A 20,286-nucleotide genomic window follows, 5' to 3' on the forward strand; every position below is an offset into this window, starting at 1 on the left:
GACCCATGCGCGCCATAGCCTATCGCCAGCCCGGCCCGATTGACCGAGACGAAGCCCTTGTCGAGGTCGAACTGCCGCAACCCGTTCCGACCGGGCGCGACATTCTGGTCGCAGTTCGGGCCATCTCGGTGAACCCCGTCGACGCGAAGGTTCGCACCGGCGCTGCGCCATTCGACGGCCGTGACGAGCGCATTCTCGGCTGGGATGCGGCGGGCGTGGTCGAAGCGGTCGGCCCGGAGGCCACCCGCTTCAAGGTGGGTGACGAGGTCTTCTATGCGGGCGACCTGATGCGCGACGGCAGCAATGCGGAATATCAGCTGGTCGACGAGCGGATCGTCGGCCATCGCCCCCGCAGCATCGGCTTCGCGGAGGCGGCGGCGCTGCCACTGACGGCCATCACGGCCTGGGAAACTCTGTTCGATCGGTTGGAGGTCGACGACCAGCCAGCCGGCGGTGCCCGCGCCATCCTGATCATCGGCGGCGCGGGCGGCGTCGGTTCCGCGGCGATCCAGATCGCGCGGGCCCGCACCGACCTGACCGTGATCGCCACCGCCTCGCGCGCCGAGACGCAGAACTGGGTGCGTGACCTAGGCGCGCATCATGTCATCGATCATTCCCGGCCGATGGCACCGCAGATCGCCGCGCTGGAGATCGGCGCGCCCGCCTTCGTCTTCTCGACCACCCATACCGATCGCCATCTGGCCGATATCGCCGAGCTGATCGCGCCGCAGGGGCGCTTCGCGCTGATCGACGATCCCGCCATCCTCGACATCGTCGCCTTCAAGCGCAAGGCGGTGTCGGTCCATTGGGAATTGATGTTCACCCGGTCGCTCTTCGACACACCGGACGTCGGCGAGCAGGGTCGACTGTTGGACGCGGTGGCCGAACTGGTGGACGAAGGGCGCATTCGCACCACGGCGACCGACACGCTCTCGCCGATCAACGCCGCTAACCTGATCGAAGCGCACCGCCGCATCGAGAGCGCCACCACGCGGGGCAAGATCGTCCTCGAAGGCTGGGCCAGCCCGCAGGCGTAAGCTCGACGCGGGTTCCTACGAAATGCGCGCGCAGGCGGGTCAGGCGAATGCCAACTCGCCCGCGACGATCGCCATGGCATGGTCGACGAAGCGTGCCTTCTCGCCGACCGGCGCGACGTAATGAAGGGCCTCGCGCGCCAGTTCGGGCTCGCCTCCGCGCGCGATCAGCCATGCGGCGAGATAGGGCGCGGCAAGACAACCGCCCGCCGTCGCGACATTGCCATGAGCGGCGAACGGTGCGTCGATGACGGTAACACCGGCCTCCACCACCCATGGCTTGGTGGTGAGGTCGGTGCACGCGGGCAAATCACCGATCAGGCCGAGCCTGGCCAACAACAGCGTCCCCGAACATTGCGCCGCGATCAACTGCCGCGTCCGATCGAGACGAAGCCGGGCGAGCATCGCCGGATCGGTGGCAATCTCATGCGTGCGGACACCGCTGCCGACCAGCACCGCATCCGCCTCCTCGAGGAATGCGAGCGGCCGTTGGCGATGGACGGTGACGCCGTTCAACGACGTCACCGTCTCGGTCGGCGCCGTGATGTGCGCGGCCCAGCCATGCGGGCGCAGCCGGTTGATGATCGCAGCGGCCACGAACGAATCCAGTTCGTTGAAGCCGTCGAAGGTCAAGACCGCGACCTGCATCACCCTTGCGTCCGGCCGGAGAATAAAGTCCGCGTCGCGCCGGCGACCCAGACCTGCCCGGCCTCGTCCTGCGAGACATGGATGCGCCCGCTCCGTTTGAGGCGCGTGCCCTGGGCGGCGACATAGCTGCCGCTGGCCCGACCGCTGGCGAACAGCCACTGGCCGACCGAGGCGTTGAGGCTGCCGGTGACCGGGTCCTCGATCAGCCCGCCATGCGCGTCGGTGAAGAGCGCGCGCAGTTCGAACGCGACCTCGCTGCCGGGCGCATGCGGGCCGACGATCCCGATGTCGATATGGTCGGGGTGGTACCGCGCCGGTTCGACCGCCAGCACTGCCTCCGCAGACTCCAGCATGACCGCGATCCAGCCGGGGCCATTGTCCGCCCAGGCGGCGTCGACGATCGCCGCGCGGTCGATCCGCAGCAACTCAACGACCTGAGCGATCTCCGCCTCGGTTGGCGTACCCCCGCGCAGCAGCGGTGGCGCGGCAAAAGCAAGCTGGTCGCCATCGCGCCGGATCGTGACCAGCCCGACGCCGCATTCCTGCACGATCACGCCGTCCTGCTTCGGTTGCCCGCCCGCTTCCGCCCACGCATGAGCGCTCCCCAAGGTCGGGTGACCGGCGAAGGGCAGTTCGTGCGCCATGGTGAAAATGCGCACGCGATAGTCAGCCGATGGATCGGTCGGCGGCAGCAGGAACGTCGTTTCCGAGAAGTTCAGCCAGCTTGCGATCGCCTGCATCTCGTCCGTCGTCAGACCCTCGGCATCGGCGATGACGGCCAGCGGATTGCCGGTCAGCGGATCGGTGCCGAACACGTCGATCAGGCGGAAGGGGCGGGTCACGAGCATCTCCTGTTGCTGATGGCTGGTCGTAACGCGCGACGACTGGCGCTGAAAGATACACATCGGTACGATCATGCCGAACTGTATTGGTGAGATTGGCAGTACGATGGCGAGCGCCCCCGACGAAACCCGCACCGGCATGGTGGTCCGCGCGATCCGCGACCGGATCGATAGTCGCGCGCTGACGCCAGGCGCACGGCTGCCGTCTATCCGCGCCATGGCCGAGACGAGCGGCGTCGCGCGCTCGACGGTGGTCGAGGCCTATGATCGCCTCGCCGCCGAAGGAGCGATCCGATCACGACCTGGGTCGGGCTTTTATGTTGCCGCGCCCTTGGCGCCACTGGCGCTGGATCGGCTCGCCAGCACAAAGGAGCGCGAGGTCGACCCGCTCTGGATGCTGCGCCAGTCGCTGGGCGAGCGGCGGCACGAACTGATGCCGGGATGCGGCTGGCTATCCGATCACACGAGAAGTGGACTGACACACAGCCTCGGGCGCGCCCGTCGAAGCAATTAGGAGCGATGCAGGGGTTCGCTTCAAATCCATCAACGAACCGGGTTCCCCTGACAGCCTGTCTTTCCCATGCTCATTCGCCATGGAAATCCGCCGCCGGTTTGACAAAGCGGCGGCGGATGCCGTCGCTAGCGCATCGCACGGACGGCTGGGCCACTCGACAAATGCGCGGACGCATCGAACTTGTGAATCCAGCCATAGCGTTCAGGGAAGTGGTGCATGGCGCGGTGCCGGGTCGCATCGGGAAGGCCCGCATCGGTATGGAGCGCGCGATTGGCGTCCCATGAACTGCGCTGGATGAGGCGGGTGCGCAGCGCGCGTTCCTTCTGATAGGCGGCAAAGCGCGCGTCGCGGTTGGATGACGTCAGTCCATCGAGCATCGTGGCCAAGGTAATGGCATCCTCGATGGTCGTATTCGCGCCCTGTCCGTGATGCGGCAGCATCGCATGGACGGCATCGCCGATCAGCACGACCGGCCCGCGATGCCAATGGCGAAGCGGCGGCGCGACGAACAGGCCCCAGCGACGCTCCACATCGCCCGCCGCGACCATTTGCCGGACGGCCGGGTGCCAGCCGGCGAAGGCGGCCACCGCCTCACCCGGCTCGATCGGCACCGTCCCGGCGCTACCGGACCAAGCGGTGGGGCCCTCCACCACCGCGAAGAAGTTAACGTGACCGCCATCGCTGCCGATCGCATAATGCAGCAGATGGGCATCCTGGCCGATCCAGAACTGAATCGCCTGGGGATCGGGCAAAGCGTCCAGCCGCTCGACCGGCACGATGCCGCGAAACGCGCTCGTCCCGGAGTAGCGCAGCGGCTGTCCGCCGACCCATTGCCGGGTGATGGAGCGCACACCGTCGGCACCCACGACGATATCGGCCTCGACGGGATCGCGTCCGACGAAGTGGAGCGCCACCCGTTCGCCCACCGTCTCGATCCGCTCCAGCCGATGCGCCAGGTGAATATGCTCCGCCCCGACCGCGCGGCCCAGCGTCGTCTGTAGATCGGCGCGGTGGATGCCGAGATAGGGCGCGCCGAAACGATCGCGATAGGCACCACCTTTGCGCACCGCATGGTCCGCCAGGCGATCACCGGACAGCCCGTCGCGGTAGATCAGCTCGGTCGGCTCGACCCCCGTCCGCTCCAGCTGATCGATCAGGCCCAGCCTTTGCAGCTCACGGGTGGCATTGGCCGACAGGGCGACCGCCGCGCCGATCTCGCTCAGTTCCGCCGCCTGTTCGTACAGCGTCGCCTCGATCCCTCGCGCCCGCAGCGCCAGCGCGAGGGTCAATCCGCCGATACCGGCGCCGATGATCGCGATCTTCATGGATAGCCTCCGTGGTCCTTACGCGGCCGTCGCCGTCTGGCGATACCCAGCCGGGGCATCGGCGAAATCGGCGATCGCCTCGGCCAGCCGTTCGGGCATCGAGTAATAGGGGGCATGGCTGGCCGGGAGCGACACGACCGTGACAGGACCGGGGAACTCCTTCTGCATCTGACGCTGCACGGCGATCGGAATCCCGACATCGTCCAGCGCCTCGATATAGAGGCGTGGGATCTCCAGCGCGCGGCCCTCCATCGGATTGGGCGTACCGAAGGGCACGGTCGACTGGGTCTGGATGAACTGTTCGGCAGGCGGCATTCCCTCGCCGGGATAATCGCCCATGAAAACTTCGCGGAACCGTTCCAGTCGCGAGAAATCCGCCTGTAGCCCACGTCCCTCGTCGACCGGCTGGATCAGGTCCAGCGCGTGCGGCGTGCCCCGGTTGGGCTCGCCGGGCAGGACGAAGGTTTCCGGCGTAACACCGGGCGCGGTCAGGAACGCGGTCAGGTAGATCAGCCCGGCCACCTTGTCGGGATGGTGGTGCGCCAGCCACGAGATGGATGCACCGCCCATGCTGTGGCCCAGAAGGATCGACTGCCCCTCGGCCCGTGCCAGGATGTCAGCGACGGGGCGGGTATAATGCTCCATGTCGACGACCGACAAATGGCCGCCATCGCCGGGCGTATGGCCGGTCAGGTCGGGCGCATGGACGCGGTAGCCGCGCGCCTCGAGAAGCGGAACGACCGCGTCATAGCAGGCGCCGCGATTCCAGGCGCCATGGATCAGGATGATATCGGTGACGGTCATGACATGTCTTCCTGTTCGAGCCGAAGAGATCAGAAGCGATATTGCAGGCCGACCTGCGCGATGAGGGGATTGAGCTGGACGCGCGCCGTACCCGGCACGAAGCCGTTCGGCGTGCCGAGCCGGAAGCGGGCGTTGGTGCTGGTCCAGACCTTGCTGGCCGCGCCGAACACACCGATCCGCTCGTTGAGCGGCACATCGATGCCGCCCGTGATCGCGGGACCGACGGTATTGCTGGTGCGGAAATCCTTCAGCACGCCGTCTTCGGTCTTGAAGATGATCGTCCAGTTCAGCCCGCCGCCGATATAAGGCCGCACCCCGCCCGGACGCCCGAAATGATAACGCACGCTGTAGAGGCCAGGACCATAGGTCACCTTACCCAGCGTGCCCGCCCCCGCCAGCGTTCCCGATGCGGTCAGCGTACTGGTCGGCGGCACGCCGACGGTCGCCGCGACCGACACGTTGGAGGTCAGGAAATAGCCGATATCGAGGCTGACGCCGTTGTTGTTCGACGCGGTGGCGTTGGCGCCCGGCAGCGGCTGCCCGGCGAGCTTCACATCGGCCTTTTCGTCGAACATGACACGCGCCGCGCCGAGCCGGACATAGAATCGCCGCTCCTTGCCGTCCTGCGACTGCTGGGCCTGCGCCACGCTCGGCAGCATCAGGCACAATCCCGCAACACCGGCGAGCACCCCGCCCTTTCGCAAGGCTCGCGTATATCCATATGGTATTGAAGCCATTTTCCGCTTCCTCTCCATCTGCCGTCGCTATCTGTCGTGCGACTTGTCCCGAAGCGACTTCGCTTTCGTGAGGGGCAGAATGTCGGGGCGCGCATCGTGCGTCCAACACCAACTCCATATGATGGCCATACCCAAAAGGTTGGCCGGATCACGCCTCTTCGCCGCCCCCGGTCATCCGCAGGATCGCGTCGGGCACGGGATAATCCCAGGCGCCGTACCGCTCGCGAATCACCGCCGCCATGGCGACCAGTTCGGGCGAGCGGTCGTCCTTGCGAAAGCTCATGATGATCGGCGATGCGACCGGTTCGACCAGCGGGCGATAGCGGACGCCGTCGACCCGCGACCGGCGAACCGAGGCCGGGACGATGCAGACCCCCTCCCCGGCCGCGACCAGCCCGATCGCGATCTGCAACTCACTGACCTCGTGCGCGATCACCGGGGTCACACCAAGGTCGCGGAAATGGCCGACGACCTGATCGGCATAGCTGGGCCGCGGGGCGTTGGGATACAGGATCAACGGGTCGGTCGCCAGCGACGCCAGGGACACCCCGCCCCCCGCCGACAGCGGATGCGTGGCCGGAAGCGCGACGATCAACGGCTCCTCGCGCAGCACCACCCGCGCCACGGCGTCATCCTCGAACCGGATTCGCCCGAAGCCGACATCGATCCGCCCGTCCTTCAGCGCAGCGATCTGCGACAGCGTGCCGCCCTCGATCAGCGACAGGTCAACCGAGGGCATCGCCTCCCGATAGGCCCGGATGATCGCGGGGAGGCGCGAATAGATGGTGGAGGCGACGAAGCCGATCGCGAACCGCCGCTGCTGCGACACTACGGCTTTCGCGATCATCGCATCCATATCGGCCATGCGCGCCAGGATGCTGATCGCCTGGTCATAGACGAGATGGCCGATCGGCGTCAGCCGCAGCGGCTTGGCCGAGCGATCGATCAGGGTCGCGCCGACCCGCTCCTCGATCTGCTGGATCTGGCGGCTGAGCGGCGGTTGCGCGATGTGGAGACGCTCGGCGGCACGGGTGAAATTGCCTTCCTGCGCAACGGTCACGAAATAGCGCAGCTGCCGTATGTCCATCCTGTCATCCTCTCCAGAGCCGTCGGTTCGGTGGCAGCCGAGTGTTATTCATGGTCCGCCAGCAGCGCTTCGGGCACGCCATAGCCCCATTCGGTATATTTGCGGGCGATGATCCGCAGAACGGCGCGCAACTCGGGCGAGGCGTCGCCGACCCGGTGGCTCATGATGATCGGCGAATGCGCGGGTTCGACGAGATCGAGATAGCGCACATCCTCGGTCCGCGCCTTGCGCACCGACTCCGGGATCACCGCCACCCCCTCTTCGGCGGCAACCAGACCGATCGCGATCTGCAACTCGCGCGCTTCGACGATCTGGTTCGGGCTCAGGCCATTATCGTGGAACAGCGACAGGACCTGATCGGCATAGCTGGGACGCGATGCGCTGGGATAGAGAACCAGCTTTTCGCGCGCTAGGGCCGACAGGGATACCGGCGCGCCGTCCTGCCCCAAATGGCTTCCCATCGGGACCGCCGCAACGAGCGACTCCCGCCGGAGCACGGTGCGCCGCACCGCCGGATCGTCGAAGCGGATACGGCCGAAACCGATATCGATCCGCCCCTCCTTCAACGCCGCGATCTGGTCCAGCGTAGAGCTTTCGACCAGTGTCAGCTCGACATCGGGCATCTCGGCGCGGAACTCGCGGATCAGCGCGGGCAGGCGCGCATAGATGGTCGAGGCGACGAAGCCCATGGTGAACCGTCGCCGGTCGGTCGCGATCGCGGCATCCATCATCGTCCGCATGTCATCCACGCGCCGCAGCACCTGCACCGCCTGATCGTGGAACAGCTGCCCCATCGGGGTCAGCGCGAGCGGTCGGCTGGCCCGGTCGATCAGGGTCGCGCCGACCTCCGCCTCCAGTTGCTGGATCGACCGGCTGAGCGGCGGCTGCGCCATGTGCAACCGTTCCGCCGCGCGGTTGAAATTCCGCTCGGCGGCGACGGTGACGAAGTAACGGAGCTGACGCAGGTCCATAGGGTCATACTCTCCAAGTATCACCAGAAGACCATAATGATCTTTGCGCGTCTAGATCGCCAAGCCTAGTTTCCAGGGAAATTCGGATAAAACTGGATAGGAAGAGGTTATGGCCACGATCGTCGAGATCGATACCTATATCGTCGACATCCCGACGATCCGGCCGCATGTGCTCGCGATGGCCACCATGCATCACCAGTCGATCGTGCTGGTCCGGCTGCGCGACTCCGACGGCGTCGAGGGGATCGGCGAGGGCACGACCATCGGCGGCCTCAGCTATGGCGAGGAAAGCCCGGAGGGCATCAAGCTCGCCATCGACACCTATATCGCCCCCGTCCTCGAAACCTGCGACCCGGCACTGGTCGGGGCCGCGATGGCCAAGATCGGCAAGAGCGTCTTCGGCAATCACCTCGCCAAATGCGCGGTCGAAACCGCCCTGCTGGACCTAGCCGGCAAGCGGCTGGGCGTGCCCGTCTCCACGCTGATCGGCGGTGGCGCGATCCGCGACCGGTTGCCGGTCGCCTGGACGCTGGCCAGTGGCGATACCGCGCTCGACATCGAGGAGGCCGAACGGGTCCTGGCCGAACGGCGGCATAACATCTTCAAGCTCAAGATCGGCAAGCGCGACGTGCGCGCCGATGTCGCCCATGTCGCGGCGATCAAGCGCGCGGTCGGCGACCGGGGCAGCGTGCGCGTCGACGTCAACCAGAACTGGAGCGAGGCGCAGGCCGATCTCGGCATGAAGCTGCTGGAGGAGGCGGGCGTCGATCTGGTCGAACAGCCGGTCGCGCGGCACGATCATGCCGCCATGGCCCGGCTGTCCGCCAAACATGTCGTCCCGTTGATGGCGGACGAGGCACTGCACGGGCCCGCCGACGCCTTCGCCATTGCGACGTGCGGCGGGGCGCGGGTCTTCGCGGTCAAGATCGCCCAGTCCGGCGGCCTGCTCCCGGCCCATGCCGTGGCCACGATCGCGCAGGCGGGTGGCGTCGGGCTCTATGGAGGCACGATGCTGGAGGGCGGGGTCGGCACCGCGGCGTCGGCGCATCTCTGCGCGACCCTGCCTTCGCTGGCCTGGGGAACCGAGTTGTTCGGCCCACTCCTGCTGACCGAAGACATATTGGCCGAGCCTCTGCGCTATGCCGATTTCCACCTGAGCGTGCCGACCGGCCCCGGCCTGGGCATCGCGCTGGACGAGGACCGCGTCGCGTTCCACCGACGCGACCGCCGCTCCCCTACCCTTCATGTCGTCGCGGGAAGAGGCTGAACCATGTTGTTTCACGTCGAAATGGATGTCGACATTCCGCTCGGCTTCGATGCCGAGGAAGCGGCACGGCTCAAGGCCGCCGAGAAGGCCCGTTTCCAGGAGCTGCAACGCGCGGGCACCTGGCGCCACATCTGGCGGGTGGTAGGCCAATACGCCAATGTCAGCATCTTCGATGTCGGCTCCAATGCCGAGTTGCACGACATCCTGATGAGCCTGCCGCTCTACCCCTTCATGACGATCCGCGTGACGGCGCTGTGCCGTCACCCCTCGTCCCTCCACGACGACGACCGCTGACGATCGGAACCGCACGACCGCCGACGAGCGGCCGGACAGACAGAATATAGGAGAGTGTGATGGATATCAGCTTCGTGAAGACCCCCGCCATCCAGGATCTGCTCGACCGGGTCGCGGGCACGGCCTCGGACAAGGGCGATCCGCGCGTAAAGGCGATCCTGCGCGACCTGGTGGAATCGCTGATGGTGCTGATCGTCAAGCACGACATAGACGAGAACGAAGTCTGGGGCGCGGTCAACTTCCTCCAGAACGGCGCGGGCGAGTTCGGGCTGCTGATGCCGGGCGTCGGCCTCGAACATTTCCTCGACCTCTATATGGACGCCAAGGACGCCGAGGCGGGCAAGACCGGCGGCACGCCCCGCACCATTGAGGGGCCGCTCTATGTCGAGGGCGCGCCGCTGGTCGACAATGACGCCAACCTGACCGACGATCCCGACGATACCGACACGCTCTACATGGCCGGACGGGTCACGGGGCCGGACGGCGAGCCGGTCACGAACGCCATCCTCCATGTCTGGCACGCCAATTCCAAGGGCTTCTACTCGCATTTCGACCCCACCGGCGAGCAGACGCCGTTCAACAACCGCCGCCGCATCAGGCTGGGCGACGATGGGCGCTATGCGTTTCATTCCAAGATGCCCAACGGCTATAGCGTGCCGCCCGGCGGTGCCTCCGACCGGTTGATGCAGGTGCTCGGCCGCCACGGCAACCGCCCGGCCCATGTCCATTTCTTCATCGAGGCACCCGGCTATCGCCAGCTAACGACGCAGATCAATTTCGGCGACGACCCCTTTGCCGCCGACGACTTCGCGTTCGGGACCCGCGAGGGATTGCTGCCGGTGCCGAATCGCCAGGGCGACACCGCGCACATCGCTTTCGATTTCCAGCTCCAGCGCGCCGACGATGCCGAGGAGGAAGCTTTCTCGCACCGCGCCCGTCTCGCCGTCGCCTGATCCCCTGGAAGGATATTGTCATGACCGACCTTCGCGAACGCCTTGCCACCGCCGTCGTCGACAATCCCGCCACCGGGGCTTTCCGGTGCCGCCGCGACGTGTTCACCGACCCCGCGCTGTTCGAGCTGGAGATGCAGCACATCTTCGAGGGCAACTGGGTCTATCTGGCACATGAAAGCCAGATCCCGGAGAATAACGATTATCTCACCACCCATATCGGTCGCCAACCGATCATCATCACCCGCGACAAGACCGGGACGCTGAACGCTGTCATCAACGCCTGCGCGCATCGCGGCGCGATGCTGTGCCGTCGCAAGCACGGTAACAAGGGCAGCTTCACCTGCCAGTTCCACGGCTGGACCTTCAGCAATGCGGGCAAGCTGCTGAAGGTCAAGGACGGCAAGACCGGCGATTATCCCGCCGGGTTCAACACCGAGGGGTCGCACGACCTGACCCGCGTCGCCCGGTTCGAGAATTATCGCGGCTTCCTGTTCGGCAGCCTGAACGCCGACGTACTGCCGCTCGAGGACTGGCTCGGCTCGACCCGTATCGTGATCGACCAGATGGTCGACCAGGCACCCGACGGGCTGGAAGTGCTGCGCGGCAGTTCGACCTATGTCTATGATGGCAACTGGAAGCTGCAGATCGAAAACGGTGCTGACGGCTATCATGTCAGTGCGGTCCACTGGAATTATGCGGCGACCGCCAACCGCCGCGCGGAGGACTCGATCAAGGCGGTCGATGTCGATGGCTGGTCCAAGAGCGTCGGCGGCGTCTATGCGTTCGACCACGGCCATATCCTGCTCTGGACGAAGCTGCTCAACCCCGAGGTCCGCCCGATCTACGCGCATCGCGAGGCGCTCGCGACGCGGGTCGGCGAGGAGCGCGCGGCGCTGATCGTCGGGCAGACGCGCAATCTATGCCTCTATCCTAATGTCTATCTGATGGACCAGTTCTCGACCCAGATCCGGGTCGTGCGCCCGATCTCAGTCGATCGCACTGAAGTGACGATCTATTGCTTCGCGCCCAAGAGCGAGAGCGACGCCGACCGCGCCTTGCGCATCCGGCAGTATGAGGATTTTTTCAACGTCAGCGGCATGGGCACCCCTGACGACCTGGAGGAGTTCCGATCCTGTCAGAAGGCCTATGAAGGCACGGGCGACATGTGGAACGACCTGAGTCGCGGGGCGACGCGCTGGATCGCCGGACCGGACGAGAATGGCCGTGCCCTAGGCATCGAACCTCTGCTCAGCGGCGAGCGCAGCGAGGACGAGGGCCTGTTCGTCCGCCAGCATGAATACTGGGCGCAGTCGCTGATCGCCGCGATCGACCGCGACGGCGGCGGGAATGGTGGTGCCCGGCTGCGCCCGGTCGACCGGCTGGAGGTGGCGGCATGAGCCTGACCTACGACCGCCTTCTCGCCTTCCTCTACCGCGAGGCGCGGCTGCTCGACGATCGGCAATGGGACGAGTGGCTGGACTGCTACGCCCCGCACGCGGTCTTCTGGATGCCCGCCTGGGACGATGACGACAGGCTGGTGGAGGACCCGCAGCGCGAGATCTCGCTCATCTACTATCCCGATCGCAACGGGCTGGAAGACCGGGTCTTCCGGATCAAGACCGAGCGTTCGGGGGCGAGCATGCCCGAGCCGCGCACCAATCACACCGTCTCGAACGTCGAGATCCTCGGCGAGGCGGACAGGCAGATGCAGGTGCGGTTCAACTGGCACACGCTGAGCCACCGCTACAACGAGACGCTGAGCTTCTTCGGCACGTCGTTCTACACGATCGACACGACCGGCGCGCAGCCGCTCATCACCAACAAGAAGGTCGTCCTGAAGAACGACTATATCCGCCAGGTGATCGACGTTTATCACGTCTGATGCCCGGCGCCCGGAGAGGATATCATGGGCTACCGTATCGCATTGAACTTCGAGGATGGCGCGACGCGCTTCATCACCTGCGCCCCGGGTGAGACGGTGCTGGACGCCGCGTTCCGCCAGAGGATCAACCTGCCGATGGACTGTTCCGACGGCGTGTGCGGCAGCTGCAAATGTCGCTGCGAACAGGGTGTCTATGATCTCGGCGACGACTATATCGACGAGGCGCTGACCGCCGACGAGGCGGAGGAAGGGCTGGTCCTGACTTGCCAGATGCGCGTCTCGTCCGATTGCGTCGTCGCGGTGCCCGTCCCCTCCACCGCCTGCAAGGTGAAGCCCGCCGTGCATGAGGGCGCGGTGGCGGCGGTGGACCTGGTGTCTGACAGCACGATCCTCCTTACGCTGCGCTTGGACGATCCGGCTGCGCTCGGCTTCCTGCCCGGCCAATATGTCAATCTGGCGGTACCGGGCACCGACCAGCACCGCGCCTATTCCTTCAGTTCCAAACCCGGCGCGGCGGAGGCCAGCTTCCTGATCCGTAACATGCCCGGCGGGCTGATGAGCGGATGGCTGACATCTGTCGCCAAGCCCGGCGCACGCATGAGCTTCGTCGGCCCACAAGGCAGCTTCTTCCTGCGGGCGGTGGAGCGGCCGACGATCCTGCTGGCGGGCGGCACCGGCTTGGCCCCGATCCTGTCGATGCTGGAGGTGCTGGCCGATACCGGGACGGACCAGTCGCTCCACTTGATCTACGGCGTGACCCGGGACGGCGACATGGTCGAGGTCCCACGGATCGAGGCGCTGGCAACCCGCCTCCCCTCGCTGAGCTGGACCGCGTGCGTCGCCGATCCCGAGAGCGCGCATCCGCTGAAAGGCTATGTCACCGATCATCTGACCGATACGCACCTGAACGCGGGCGATTGCGATATCTATCTGTGTGGGCCGCCGCCCATGGTCGAGGCGGTGCGGATCTTCCTGCGCGACAAGGGCGTCGAGCCCCGGCATTTCCACTATGAGAAGTTCGCGCCGAGCGAAGCGCCGGTTGCGGTGGCAGCATGACATTCGCCGGACGCTTTCGCGACAAGGTGATGGTGGTGACCGGGGCCGCCCAGGGCATCGGCCGCGGCGTGGCGCTGCGCGCCGCGGCCGAGGGTGCCGCCGTCCTGCTGGTCGACCGCGCCGACTTCGTTTCCGACGTGGCCCAGGAAGCGGGCGAGCGGGCGGCGTTTTTCGTGTGCGACCTCGAAACCCATGACGGAGCGGCCGCCGCGATGGCAGCGGCGGTTACCGCCTTTGGCCGGGTCGACATCCTCGTCAACAATGTCGGCGGCGCGATCCGCATGCGTCCGTTCGCCGCCTTCGAGCCGGAGCAGATCGAGGCGGAAATCCGCCGTTCGCTGATTCCGACGTTGTGGGGCTGTCACGCGGTCCTGCCGATCATGCTGGGCCAGGGCGGCGGCACGATCGTCAACGTGTCGTCCAACGCGACGCGCGGCATCAGGCGCGTTCCGTATTCGGCGGCCAAGGGCGGGATCAACGCCCTCACCCAAGCCCTCGCGATGGAATATGGCGAGGCGGGCATCCGCGTCGTCGCGACCGCACCCGGCGGCACGCAGGCGCCGCCGCGCATCGTGCCGCGCAACCCGAATGGCGACGACGCCCGCGAACAGGCATGGATGGCCGAGGCGGTGGAGCAGGTCACCAGCTCCACCTTCCTGGGGCGCTATGCCACGCTGGACGAGCAGATCGCGCCGATCCTCTTCCTGGCCTCGGACGAGGCTTCCTACATCACCGGCTCGGTCCTGCCCGTGGCCGGTGGCGATCTGGGCTGACTGGAGCGATATGAAGAGCAAGATTTACCCCTCGCCCGCCGCCGCACTGGACGGGCTGTTGTTCGACGGCATGACGATCATGTCGGGCGGGTTCGGCCTGTCGGGCAATCCCGAAAGCCTGATCCCGGAAGTGCGCGCGAACGGGGTGAAGGGACTGACCGTCATTTCCAACAATGCGGGGGCGGATGGCTTCGGCCTGTGGATGCTGCTGGAGAGCCGTCAGGTCGCCAAGATGATCTCGTCCTATGTCGGCGAGAACAAGCTGTTCGAGCAGCAATATCTGTCGGGCGAGCTGGAGCTTGAACTCAATCCGCAAGGCACGCTCGCCGAGCGCATCCGCGCAGGCGGCGCGGGCATCCCGGCCTTCTATACGAAGACCGGCGTCGGCACCGTCGTCGCCGAAGGCAAGCCGGTCGAGACCTTCGAGGGGCAGGATTATGTCCGCGAAACCTGGCTGCGCGCCGACCTGTCGATCATCAAGGCGTGGAAGGCCGATCCGGCGGGCAATTTGATGTTCCGCAAGACCGCGCGGAACTTCAACCCGAATATGGCAACCGCTGGCAAGGTGACGGTGGTCGAGGTCGAGGAGATCGTCGAGGCGGGCGCGCTCGACCCCGACGCCATCCATACGCCGGGCATCTACGTCGATCGCATCGTACTGAGCACGATCAACGAGAAGCGCATCGAGAAACTGACGACCCGCGCGCGGGAGAATGTCGCATGAGCTGGACCCGTGACGAGATGGCGGCCCGCGCCGCCCGCGAGCTGCAGGACGGTTTCTACGTCAACCTCGGCATCGGCATCCCGACGCTGGTGGCCAACCATGTTCCCGCCGAGATCGACGTGACGCTGCAGTCCGAAAACGGCCTGCTGGGCATCGGCCCCTTTCCCTATGAGGGCGAGGCCGACCCGGACCTGATCAATGCGGGTAAGCAGACGGTGACGACGCTGCCAACCTCCAGCTTCTTCTCCAGCGCGGACAGCTTCGCGATGATCCGGGGCGGCCATATCGACATGGCGGTGCTGGGTGCGATGGAGGTCTCGGCGGGCGGCGACATCGCCAACTGGACGATTCCGGGCAAGATGGTGAAGGGCATGGGCGGCGCGATGGACCTGGTCGCGGGCGTCCAGCGCATCGTCGTCGTGATGGACCATGCCAGCAAGACCGGCAGCCCGAAGATCCTGCCCGAATGCACCCTGCCGCTGACCGGCAAGTCCTGTGTCGACCTGATCGTCACCGATTTGTGCGTCATGGCATGCGACAAGCCGGGGCTGCGGCTGGTAGAACTGGCCCCCGGAGTCACGCTGGACGAGGTGCGCGCCAAGACCGGGGCACCGTTCGCGGCAGATATGCTGGAAGGCGTCGCCTGATGCCGTTCGTCACATCCGACGGGGCCGCTATCTATTGGAAGGTCGAGGGCGAAACGGATCGGCCACGCCTCGTGCTGCTCAATTCGATCGGCACCGACATGGACCTGTGGAGCCCGGTCCTGCCGCTGCTACGTGAACACGTCGCCTTGCTGAGGATCGACACGCGAGGGCACGGCGCGTCGGACGCGCCGCCGGGCGACTATAGCTTGGCCGGGCTGGCCCGTGACGTCGCGGCGGTGATGGACGCGGCCGGATGGGATAGCGCCCAGGTCGCTGGCGTGTCGCTGGGCGGCATGATCGCGATGCAGATGGCGCTGGATATGCCGGAGCGGGTGACGGGCCTGATACCGATCTGCACCTCCGCCACGATGGACCGTGCCGCATGGACCACACGCGTCGATACAGTGCGCCGCGACGGCATGGCGGGGATCGTCGATTTGGCCATGTCGCGGTTCCTCTCCCCCGCCTTCATCGCCGAGCGACCCGGCCATGCCGCAACGATCCGTCGCGGGCTTCTCACCATGCCGGCCAAGGGCTATGCCGGATGTGCCGCCGCGATCCGCGACATGGCGCTGTCCGACCGGCTGGGTGAAATCGCCTGTCCGACCCTGGTGATCTCGGGCGAGCGCGACAGCTCGACGCCCTATGCCGGCCATGGCGACTATCTGGTCTCGGCCATTCCCGGCGCGCGTCATGTCGCTCTTCCCGCCGCCCATCTCGCGCCGCTCGAAGCCCCCGATGCGCTGGCCGACGCTATCCTGAACCATCGGAGTTGACCTCATGACCGCCGCTTTCATCTGCGACGCCGTTCGGACCCCGATCGGGCGGCTGAACGGCGCGCTGGCCGATATCCGCGCCGACGACCTCGCCGCCGTGCCGATCCGCGCCTTGGTCAAGCGTAACCCGGGCGTCGATTGGAGCGCGGTCGACGACAGCATCCTCGGCTGCGCCAACCAGGCGGGCGAGGACAATCGCAACGTCGCGCGCATGGCCGTATTGCTGGCGGGACTGCCCGAGGCGGTGCCCGGAACGACGGTCAACCGCCTGTGCGGCTCCGGCCTCAACGCGGTCGGCTGCGCGGCGCAGGCGATCCGCTCAGGGGATGCCGAGCTGATCATCGCGGGCGGCATCGAGAGCATGACCCGCGCGCCTTATGTCATGGGCAAGGCCGCCTCCGCCTTCGACCGCGCGCAGCGGATCGAGGACACGACGCTCGGCTGGCGCTTCGTCAACCCGGCGATGAAGGCGGCCTATGGCGTCGACACGATGCCGCAGACGGGCGAGAACGTTGCCGATCAATGGCGCATCTCGCGCGAGGATCAGGACCGGTTCGCGCTGGCCAGCCAGCAAAAGGCAGCCGCCGCCATCGCCAGCGGCCGGATGGCGGCCGAGATCGTCCCCGTTACCATCCTCCAGAAAAAGGGCGAGCCGCGCATCGTCACGCAGGACGAACATCCGCGCGCGACCAGCCTTGAGGCGCTCGCCAAGTTGAAACCGGTCGTCCGCGCCGATGGCACCGTGACGGCGGGCAACGCCTCCGGCCTGAATGACGGGGCGGCCGCGATGATCGTTGCGTCCGAAGCGGCGGCGGGGCGACACGGCCTGACGCCCCGCGCACGCATCCTGGGCATGGCCGCCGCCGGGATCGCGCCGCGCATCATGGGCGCCGGTCCCATCGAAGCGGCGCGCAAGCTGTGCCGCCTGACCGGCGTCGCGATCGACGATCTGGACGTGATCGAACTCAACGAGGCCTTTGCCAGCCAGGCGATCGCGACCCTGCGCGACCTGGGGCTGGCGCAGGACGATCCCCGCGTAAACCGCAATGGCGGGGCCATCGCGCTGGGGCATCCGCTGGGCATGTCGGGCGCGCGGATCGTCATGACCGCCGTCGAGGAACTGCACCGGACGCAAGGACGCTATGCGCTGGCCTTCATGTGCATCGGCGTGGGCCAAGGCATTGCCCTGATGATCGAGCAGGTCTGACGCCCGGGACGGGCGGGGGCATGGCGTCGCCCGCCCGCTTCGCCATCAGGCGGGCAGCCGCAGAATGGGCTTGATCGTCACGCCGCTCTCGCTGTCCGCGACCGCCTGGTTGATATCGGCGAAATCGTAGAATTTCACCAGCCGGTCGAAGGGGAACCGCCCCTGGGCGTGGAGCGCGATCAGCTCGGGGATGAAGACCTGCGGCACGACATCGCCCTCGACGATGCCCATGATGCGCTTGCCCGGCACCATGACCATGTTCACGTCGAAGCTCGCTTCGGTGCCCAGCTTTGGCGCGCCGACGATGCCGCAGGTCCCCATGATGGTCAGCGCGTCGATCGCCTGGCGCAGCACCTCTGGCCGACCGCTGCTCTCCAGCGTGAAGTCCGCGCCGCCGCCGGTGATCTCGCGGATCGCTTCCACCGCATCGGTTTCGCGGCTGTTGACGACATGCGTGGCGCCGAGCTCCTTCGCGAGGTCGAGTCGGCTGGGCGTCACGTCGACCGCGATGATCGTGGTCGCGCCCGCAACGCGCGCCGCCATGATCGCGCTGAGTCCGACCGCGCCCGAACCGAACGCGGCAAAGCTCGCCCCCGACGGCACTTCCAGCGCGCGCAGCACGGCCCCCGCACCGGTCTGGATACCGCAACCGAGCGGCCCGAGCAGTTCCAGCGGCGCGTCCTTGGCGACCTTCACGATGTTGCGCTCATGCGCCATCGCGAAACTGCCAAAGGAGGACTGGCCGAAGAAGTGATCGTGCAGCGCCCCGCCATGGGCATCGCACGTCGCCGTCGAGCCGTCCTTGCGCCCGCCACCGAAATTCAGCGCGAAGAAGTCGCCGCAATGCGCCGGGTGACCGGTCAGGCACGGACCGCAGACGCCGCACGACGCGAAGCTGAGCACGACATGGTCGCCCGGCTCGACGGCGGTCACGCCCGGCCCCACCGCCTCGACCACGCCCGCGCCTTCATGGCCTAGGACGGCGGGCAGCGGGACGGGGTAATATTGGTCGCGCACGATGATGTCGGTATGGCACACCCCCACCGCCACGATCCGCACGAGCACCTCGCCCCCTTGCGGTGACGCGATCTTCGCTTCCTCGATCGCAAAGGGGGCGCCTTGGTCGCGAACCACGGCGGTGGTGATGCTGCGCATCTCGGTCATTATCGTCTCCTGCATCATAATATGTGGTTGGGTGGGCGGTCAGAAAGGATAGGCGGGCGCGGCGCCCTTCACCGTCACCCACTGCCAATGGGTGAACTCCTCCCAATTGGCCGGACCGCCGATCGCGGACCCGTTGCCGGAAGCGCCCACCCCGCCGAAGGGGTTGACCACCTCGTCGTTCACCGTCTGGTCGTTGATGTGGAGCAGTCCCGCGCGCAGCCGTTCGCCCAGCGCCATGGCCCGGCCGACATCCTTCGAGATCACCGCTGCGGACAGGCCATACTCGGTGTCGTTGGCGAGCGCGACCGCCTCGTCCTCCGTGTCGAACGGCACCAGCACCGCGACCGGGCCGAAAATCTCCTCCTCGAACGCCGCCATGCCCGGCTTTACCCCTTCCAGCACGGTCGGGGCGAGGCACAGTCCCTCGGCCTTGCCGCCCGCCAGAAGGCGCGCGCCTGCGGCGACGCTGCGTTCAACGATGTCGACCGCATGGTCGAGCTGCGACTGGCTGATCAGCGGGCCGATCGCGACCATACCCGACATCGGATCGCCCACCGGCAGCGCCTTCGCCTTCTCGGCCAGTCGGGTAGCAAAGGCGTCGAAGATCGCACGGTGCACCAGGATGCGGCCCGCCGTCATGCAGATCTGCCCCTGATGCAGCCACGCTCCCCAGGCGGCGTTGCGCGTCGCGACGTCGAGATCGGCATCGTCCAGCACGATCAGCGTGTTCTTGCCACCCAGTTCCAGCGAGACCTTCTTGAGGTGACGGCTCGCTGCCTCGCCGACCTTTCGGCCCGCCCCGGTCGACCCGGTGAACTGGATCATCGCAACATTCGGGTCCGCGCAGAGTGCCGCGCCCGCCTCGCCGCCGCCGGGCAGCACCGACAGGACACCGGCGGGCAGCCCGGCCAGCTCGAACAGACGCGCGATCACCAGCCCGCCGCAGATCGCCGTGCGCGGGTCGGGCTTGAGCATCACCGCATTGCCCACCGCCAGCGCGGGCGCCACCGCGCGCATCGCCAGATAGAGCGGAAAGTTGAACGGCGCGATCACCCCGACCACGCCTAGCGGACGACGGCGCGCCAAGCTCAACCGCCCCGGCTCGCTGGGCAGGACGAGCCCCTGCGCCTGATGCGGCATCGCCGCCGCCAGCTCGATCGCCTTGATCGTGATCGCCAGCTCGAACTCCGCCTTGGCGCGCACCGAGCCGCTTTCCCGCATGGTCCAGGTCACGATCTCCTCGGCATGCGCCCGCGCCAGCGCGGCTGCCTGGACGAAGATGCCCGCCCGGACATCCGCCGTGGCCGCGGCCCAGCCCTGCTGCGCGGCGCGAGCCGCCGTCGCCGTTTTAGTGACCGTGGCGGCATCGACCGAGGCGGCCCGCGCTAAAACAGCGCCAGTCGCCGGTTCGAGGACGTCATAGCCTTGGCCGCCCTCGGTCCAGTGTCCGTCGAAGAACCGGCCGTTGAGATGCGCGGCGTCGAGCAGGGATGTCATTTCGCTCTCCATCATGATCGTTGAGATGTAGGATGGCGCGGTGCCGAATGGCCCCGCGCCCTTGGTCCAGCATCGCTCCAAGGG

Annotated in this window: 22 protein-coding genes; 13 read left to right on the forward strand and 9 right to left on the reverse strand. The window is 66.9% G+C overall.

What is annotated here, in order from left to right; genetic code table 11:
- The first annotated feature begins 5 nt into the window (after positions 1-5).
- Entirely contained in the window at positions 6-1,037 is a 1,032-nt protein-coding gene (locus SOM26_RS15995; protein ID WP_320453714.1) for a zinc-binding alcohol dehydrogenase family protein, read from the forward strand.
- 39 nt (positions 1,038-1,076) lie between these two features.
- Here the strand turns inward: SOM26_RS15995 and SOM26_RS16000 are convergent, their stop codons facing one another.
- Both SOM26_RS16000 and SOM26_RS16005 read right to left on the reverse strand, forming a co-directional pair.
- On the reverse strand, positions 1,077-1,682 hold the full coding sequence (locus SOM26_RS16000; protein WP_320453715.1) for a DJ-1/PfpI family protein: 606 nt from the start codon (positions 1,680-1,682) through the stop codon (positions 1,077-1,079).
- Positions 1,682-2,524 carry a PhzF family protein gene (locus SOM26_RS16005; RefSeq protein WP_320453786.1) on the reverse strand — a complete coding sequence of 281 codons (843 nt, stop codon included), beginning with the start codon at positions 2,522-2,524 and terminating at the stop codon, positions 1,682-1,684. Before SOM26_RS16005 ends, SOM26_RS16000 begins: the two co-directional genes overlap by 1 nt.
- A gap of 106 nt (positions 2,525-2,630) precedes the next feature.
- On the opposite strand from SOM26_RS16005, the gene SOM26_RS16010 reads away from it, so the two are divergent.
- Positions 2,631-3,038: a GntR family transcriptional regulator gene (locus SOM26_RS16010; protein WP_320453716.1), complete on the forward strand. Its 408-nt coding sequence runs from the start codon at positions 2,631-2,633 to the stop codon at positions 3,036-3,038.
- 125 nt (positions 3,039-3,163) lie between these two features.
- Here the strand turns inward: SOM26_RS16010 and SOM26_RS16015 are convergent, their stop codons facing one another.
- The 5 genes from SOM26_RS16015 to SOM26_RS16035 all read right to left on the reverse strand — a co-directional run bounded on the left by SOM26_RS16015 (position 3,164) and on the right by SOM26_RS16035 (position 7,962).
- Positions 3,164-4,363 carry an FAD-dependent monooxygenase gene (locus SOM26_RS16015; RefSeq protein ID WP_320453717.1) on the reverse strand — a complete coding sequence of 400 codons (1,200 nt, stop codon included), beginning with the start codon at positions 4,361-4,363 and terminating at the stop codon, positions 3,164-3,166.
- Between the two features lie 18 nt (positions 4,364-4,381).
- Complete coding sequence (locus SOM26_RS16020; RefSeq protein ID WP_320453718.1) at positions 4,382-5,167, reverse strand: alpha/beta fold hydrolase; 786 nt, start codon at positions 5,165-5,167, stop codon at positions 4,382-4,384.
- 29 nt (positions 5,168-5,196) lie between these two features.
- Complete coding sequence (locus SOM26_RS16025; RefSeq protein WP_320453719.1) at positions 5,197-5,826, reverse strand: OmpW/AlkL family protein; 630 nt, start codon at positions 5,824-5,826, stop codon at positions 5,197-5,199.
- Between the two features lie 226 nt (positions 5,827-6,052).
- Positions 6,053-6,991 carry a LysR family transcriptional regulator gene (locus tag SOM26_RS16030; protein ID WP_320453720.1) on the reverse strand — a complete coding sequence of 313 codons (939 nt, stop codon included), beginning with the start codon at positions 6,989-6,991 and terminating at the stop codon, positions 6,053-6,055.
- 44 nt (positions 6,992-7,035) lie between these two features.
- Positions 7,036-7,962, reverse strand: coding sequence for a LysR family transcriptional regulator (locus tag SOM26_RS16035; protein ID WP_294240193.1), 927 nt, complete (start codon positions 7,960-7,962; stop codon positions 7,036-7,038).
- 109 nt (positions 7,963-8,071) lie between these two features.
- Here SOM26_RS16035 and SOM26_RS16040 point away from each other — a divergent pair, with 109 nt between their 5' ends.
- The 11 genes from SOM26_RS16040 to pcaF are packed head-to-tail and all read left to right on the forward strand — an operon-like array spanning position 8,072 to position 17,541.
- On the forward strand, positions 8,072-9,229 hold the full coding sequence (locus SOM26_RS16040) for a muconate/chloromuconate family cycloisomerase (protein ID WP_320453721.1): 1,158 nt from the start codon (positions 8,072-8,074) through the stop codon (positions 9,227-9,229).
- A 3-nt stretch (positions 9,230-9,232) separates the two neighbouring features.
- Positions 9,233-9,523: a muconolactone Delta-isomerase gene (gene catC, locus SOM26_RS16045; RefSeq protein ID WP_058752200.1), complete on the forward strand. Its 291-nt coding sequence runs from the start codon at positions 9,233-9,235 to the stop codon at positions 9,521-9,523.
- A gap of 59 nt (positions 9,524-9,582) precedes the next feature.
- A complete protein-coding gene (locus tag SOM26_RS16050; RefSeq protein WP_061779860.1) occupies positions 9,583-10,476 on the forward strand; it encodes a dioxygenase family protein in 894 nt (297 codons plus the stop codon).
- Positions 10,477-10,496: 20 nt separating this feature from the next.
- Positions 10,497-11,873: a Rieske 2Fe-2S domain-containing protein gene (locus SOM26_RS16055; RefSeq protein ID WP_320453722.1), complete on the forward strand. Its 1,377-nt coding sequence runs from the start codon at positions 10,497-10,499 to the stop codon at positions 11,871-11,873.
- Entirely contained in the window at positions 11,870-12,358 is a 489-nt protein-coding gene (benB, locus tag SOM26_RS16060) for a benzoate 1,2-dioxygenase small subunit (protein WP_320453723.1), read from the forward strand. The genes SOM26_RS16055 and benB overlap by 4 nt, the downstream gene beginning before the upstream one ends.
- Before the next feature lie 24 nt (positions 12,359-12,382).
- Positions 12,383-13,414 carry a benzoate 1,2-dioxygenase electron transfer component BenC gene (gene benC / locus SOM26_RS16065; protein ID WP_320453724.1) on the forward strand — a complete coding sequence of 344 codons (1,032 nt, stop codon included), beginning with the start codon at positions 12,383-12,385 and terminating at the stop codon, positions 13,412-13,414.
- Positions 13,411-14,187, forward strand: a complete 777-nt coding sequence (gene benD, locus SOM26_RS16070; RefSeq protein ID WP_320453725.1) for a benzoate diol dehydrogenase BenD — start codon at positions 13,411-13,413, stop codon at positions 14,185-14,187. Before benC ends, benD begins: the two co-directional genes overlap by 4 nt.
- A gap of 10 nt (positions 14,188-14,197) precedes the next feature.
- A complete protein-coding gene (locus tag SOM26_RS16075; RefSeq protein ID WP_320453726.1) occupies positions 14,198-14,911 on the forward strand; it encodes a CoA transferase subunit A in 714 nt (237 codons plus the stop codon).
- On the forward strand, positions 14,908-15,558 hold the full coding sequence (locus tag SOM26_RS16080; RefSeq protein ID WP_320453727.1) for a 3-oxoacid CoA-transferase subunit B: 651 nt from the start codon (positions 14,908-14,910) through the stop codon (positions 15,556-15,558). Before SOM26_RS16075 ends, SOM26_RS16080 begins: the two co-directional genes overlap by 4 nt.
- The gene (gene pcaD / locus SOM26_RS16085) at positions 15,558-16,334 is read left to right on the forward strand and encodes a 3-oxoadipate enol-lactonase (RefSeq protein ID WP_320453728.1); all 777 of its coding nucleotides are present in this window, start codon (positions 15,558-15,560) and stop codon (positions 16,332-16,334) included. The genes SOM26_RS16080 and pcaD overlap by 1 nt, the downstream gene beginning before the upstream one ends.
- Positions 16,335-16,338: 4 nt before the next feature.
- A complete protein-coding gene (gene pcaF, locus SOM26_RS16090) occupies positions 16,339-17,541 on the forward strand; it encodes a 3-oxoadipyl-CoA thiolase (protein WP_320453729.1) in 1,203 nt (400 codons plus the stop codon).
- A 45-nt stretch (positions 17,542-17,586) separates the two neighbouring features.
- Here the strand turns inward: pcaF and SOM26_RS16095 are convergent, their stop codons facing one another.
- Complete coding sequence (locus SOM26_RS16095) at positions 17,587-18,705, reverse strand: NAD(P)-dependent alcohol dehydrogenase (RefSeq protein ID WP_153007073.1); 1,119 nt, start codon at positions 18,703-18,705, stop codon at positions 17,587-17,589.
- Between the two features lie 39 nt (positions 18,706-18,744).
- Positions 18,745-20,202 carry a benzaldehyde dehydrogenase gene (locus SOM26_RS16100; protein WP_320453730.1) on the reverse strand — a complete coding sequence of 486 codons (1,458 nt, stop codon included), beginning with the start codon at positions 20,200-20,202 and terminating at the stop codon, positions 18,745-18,747.
- Positions 20,203-20,286 lie beyond the last annotated feature (84 nt).

Source organism: Sphingomonas sp. CFBP8993 (genome assembly GCF_034044895.1).
Classification (GTDB): domain Bacteria; phylum Pseudomonadota; class Alphaproteobacteria; order Sphingomonadales; family Sphingomonadaceae; genus Sphingomonas.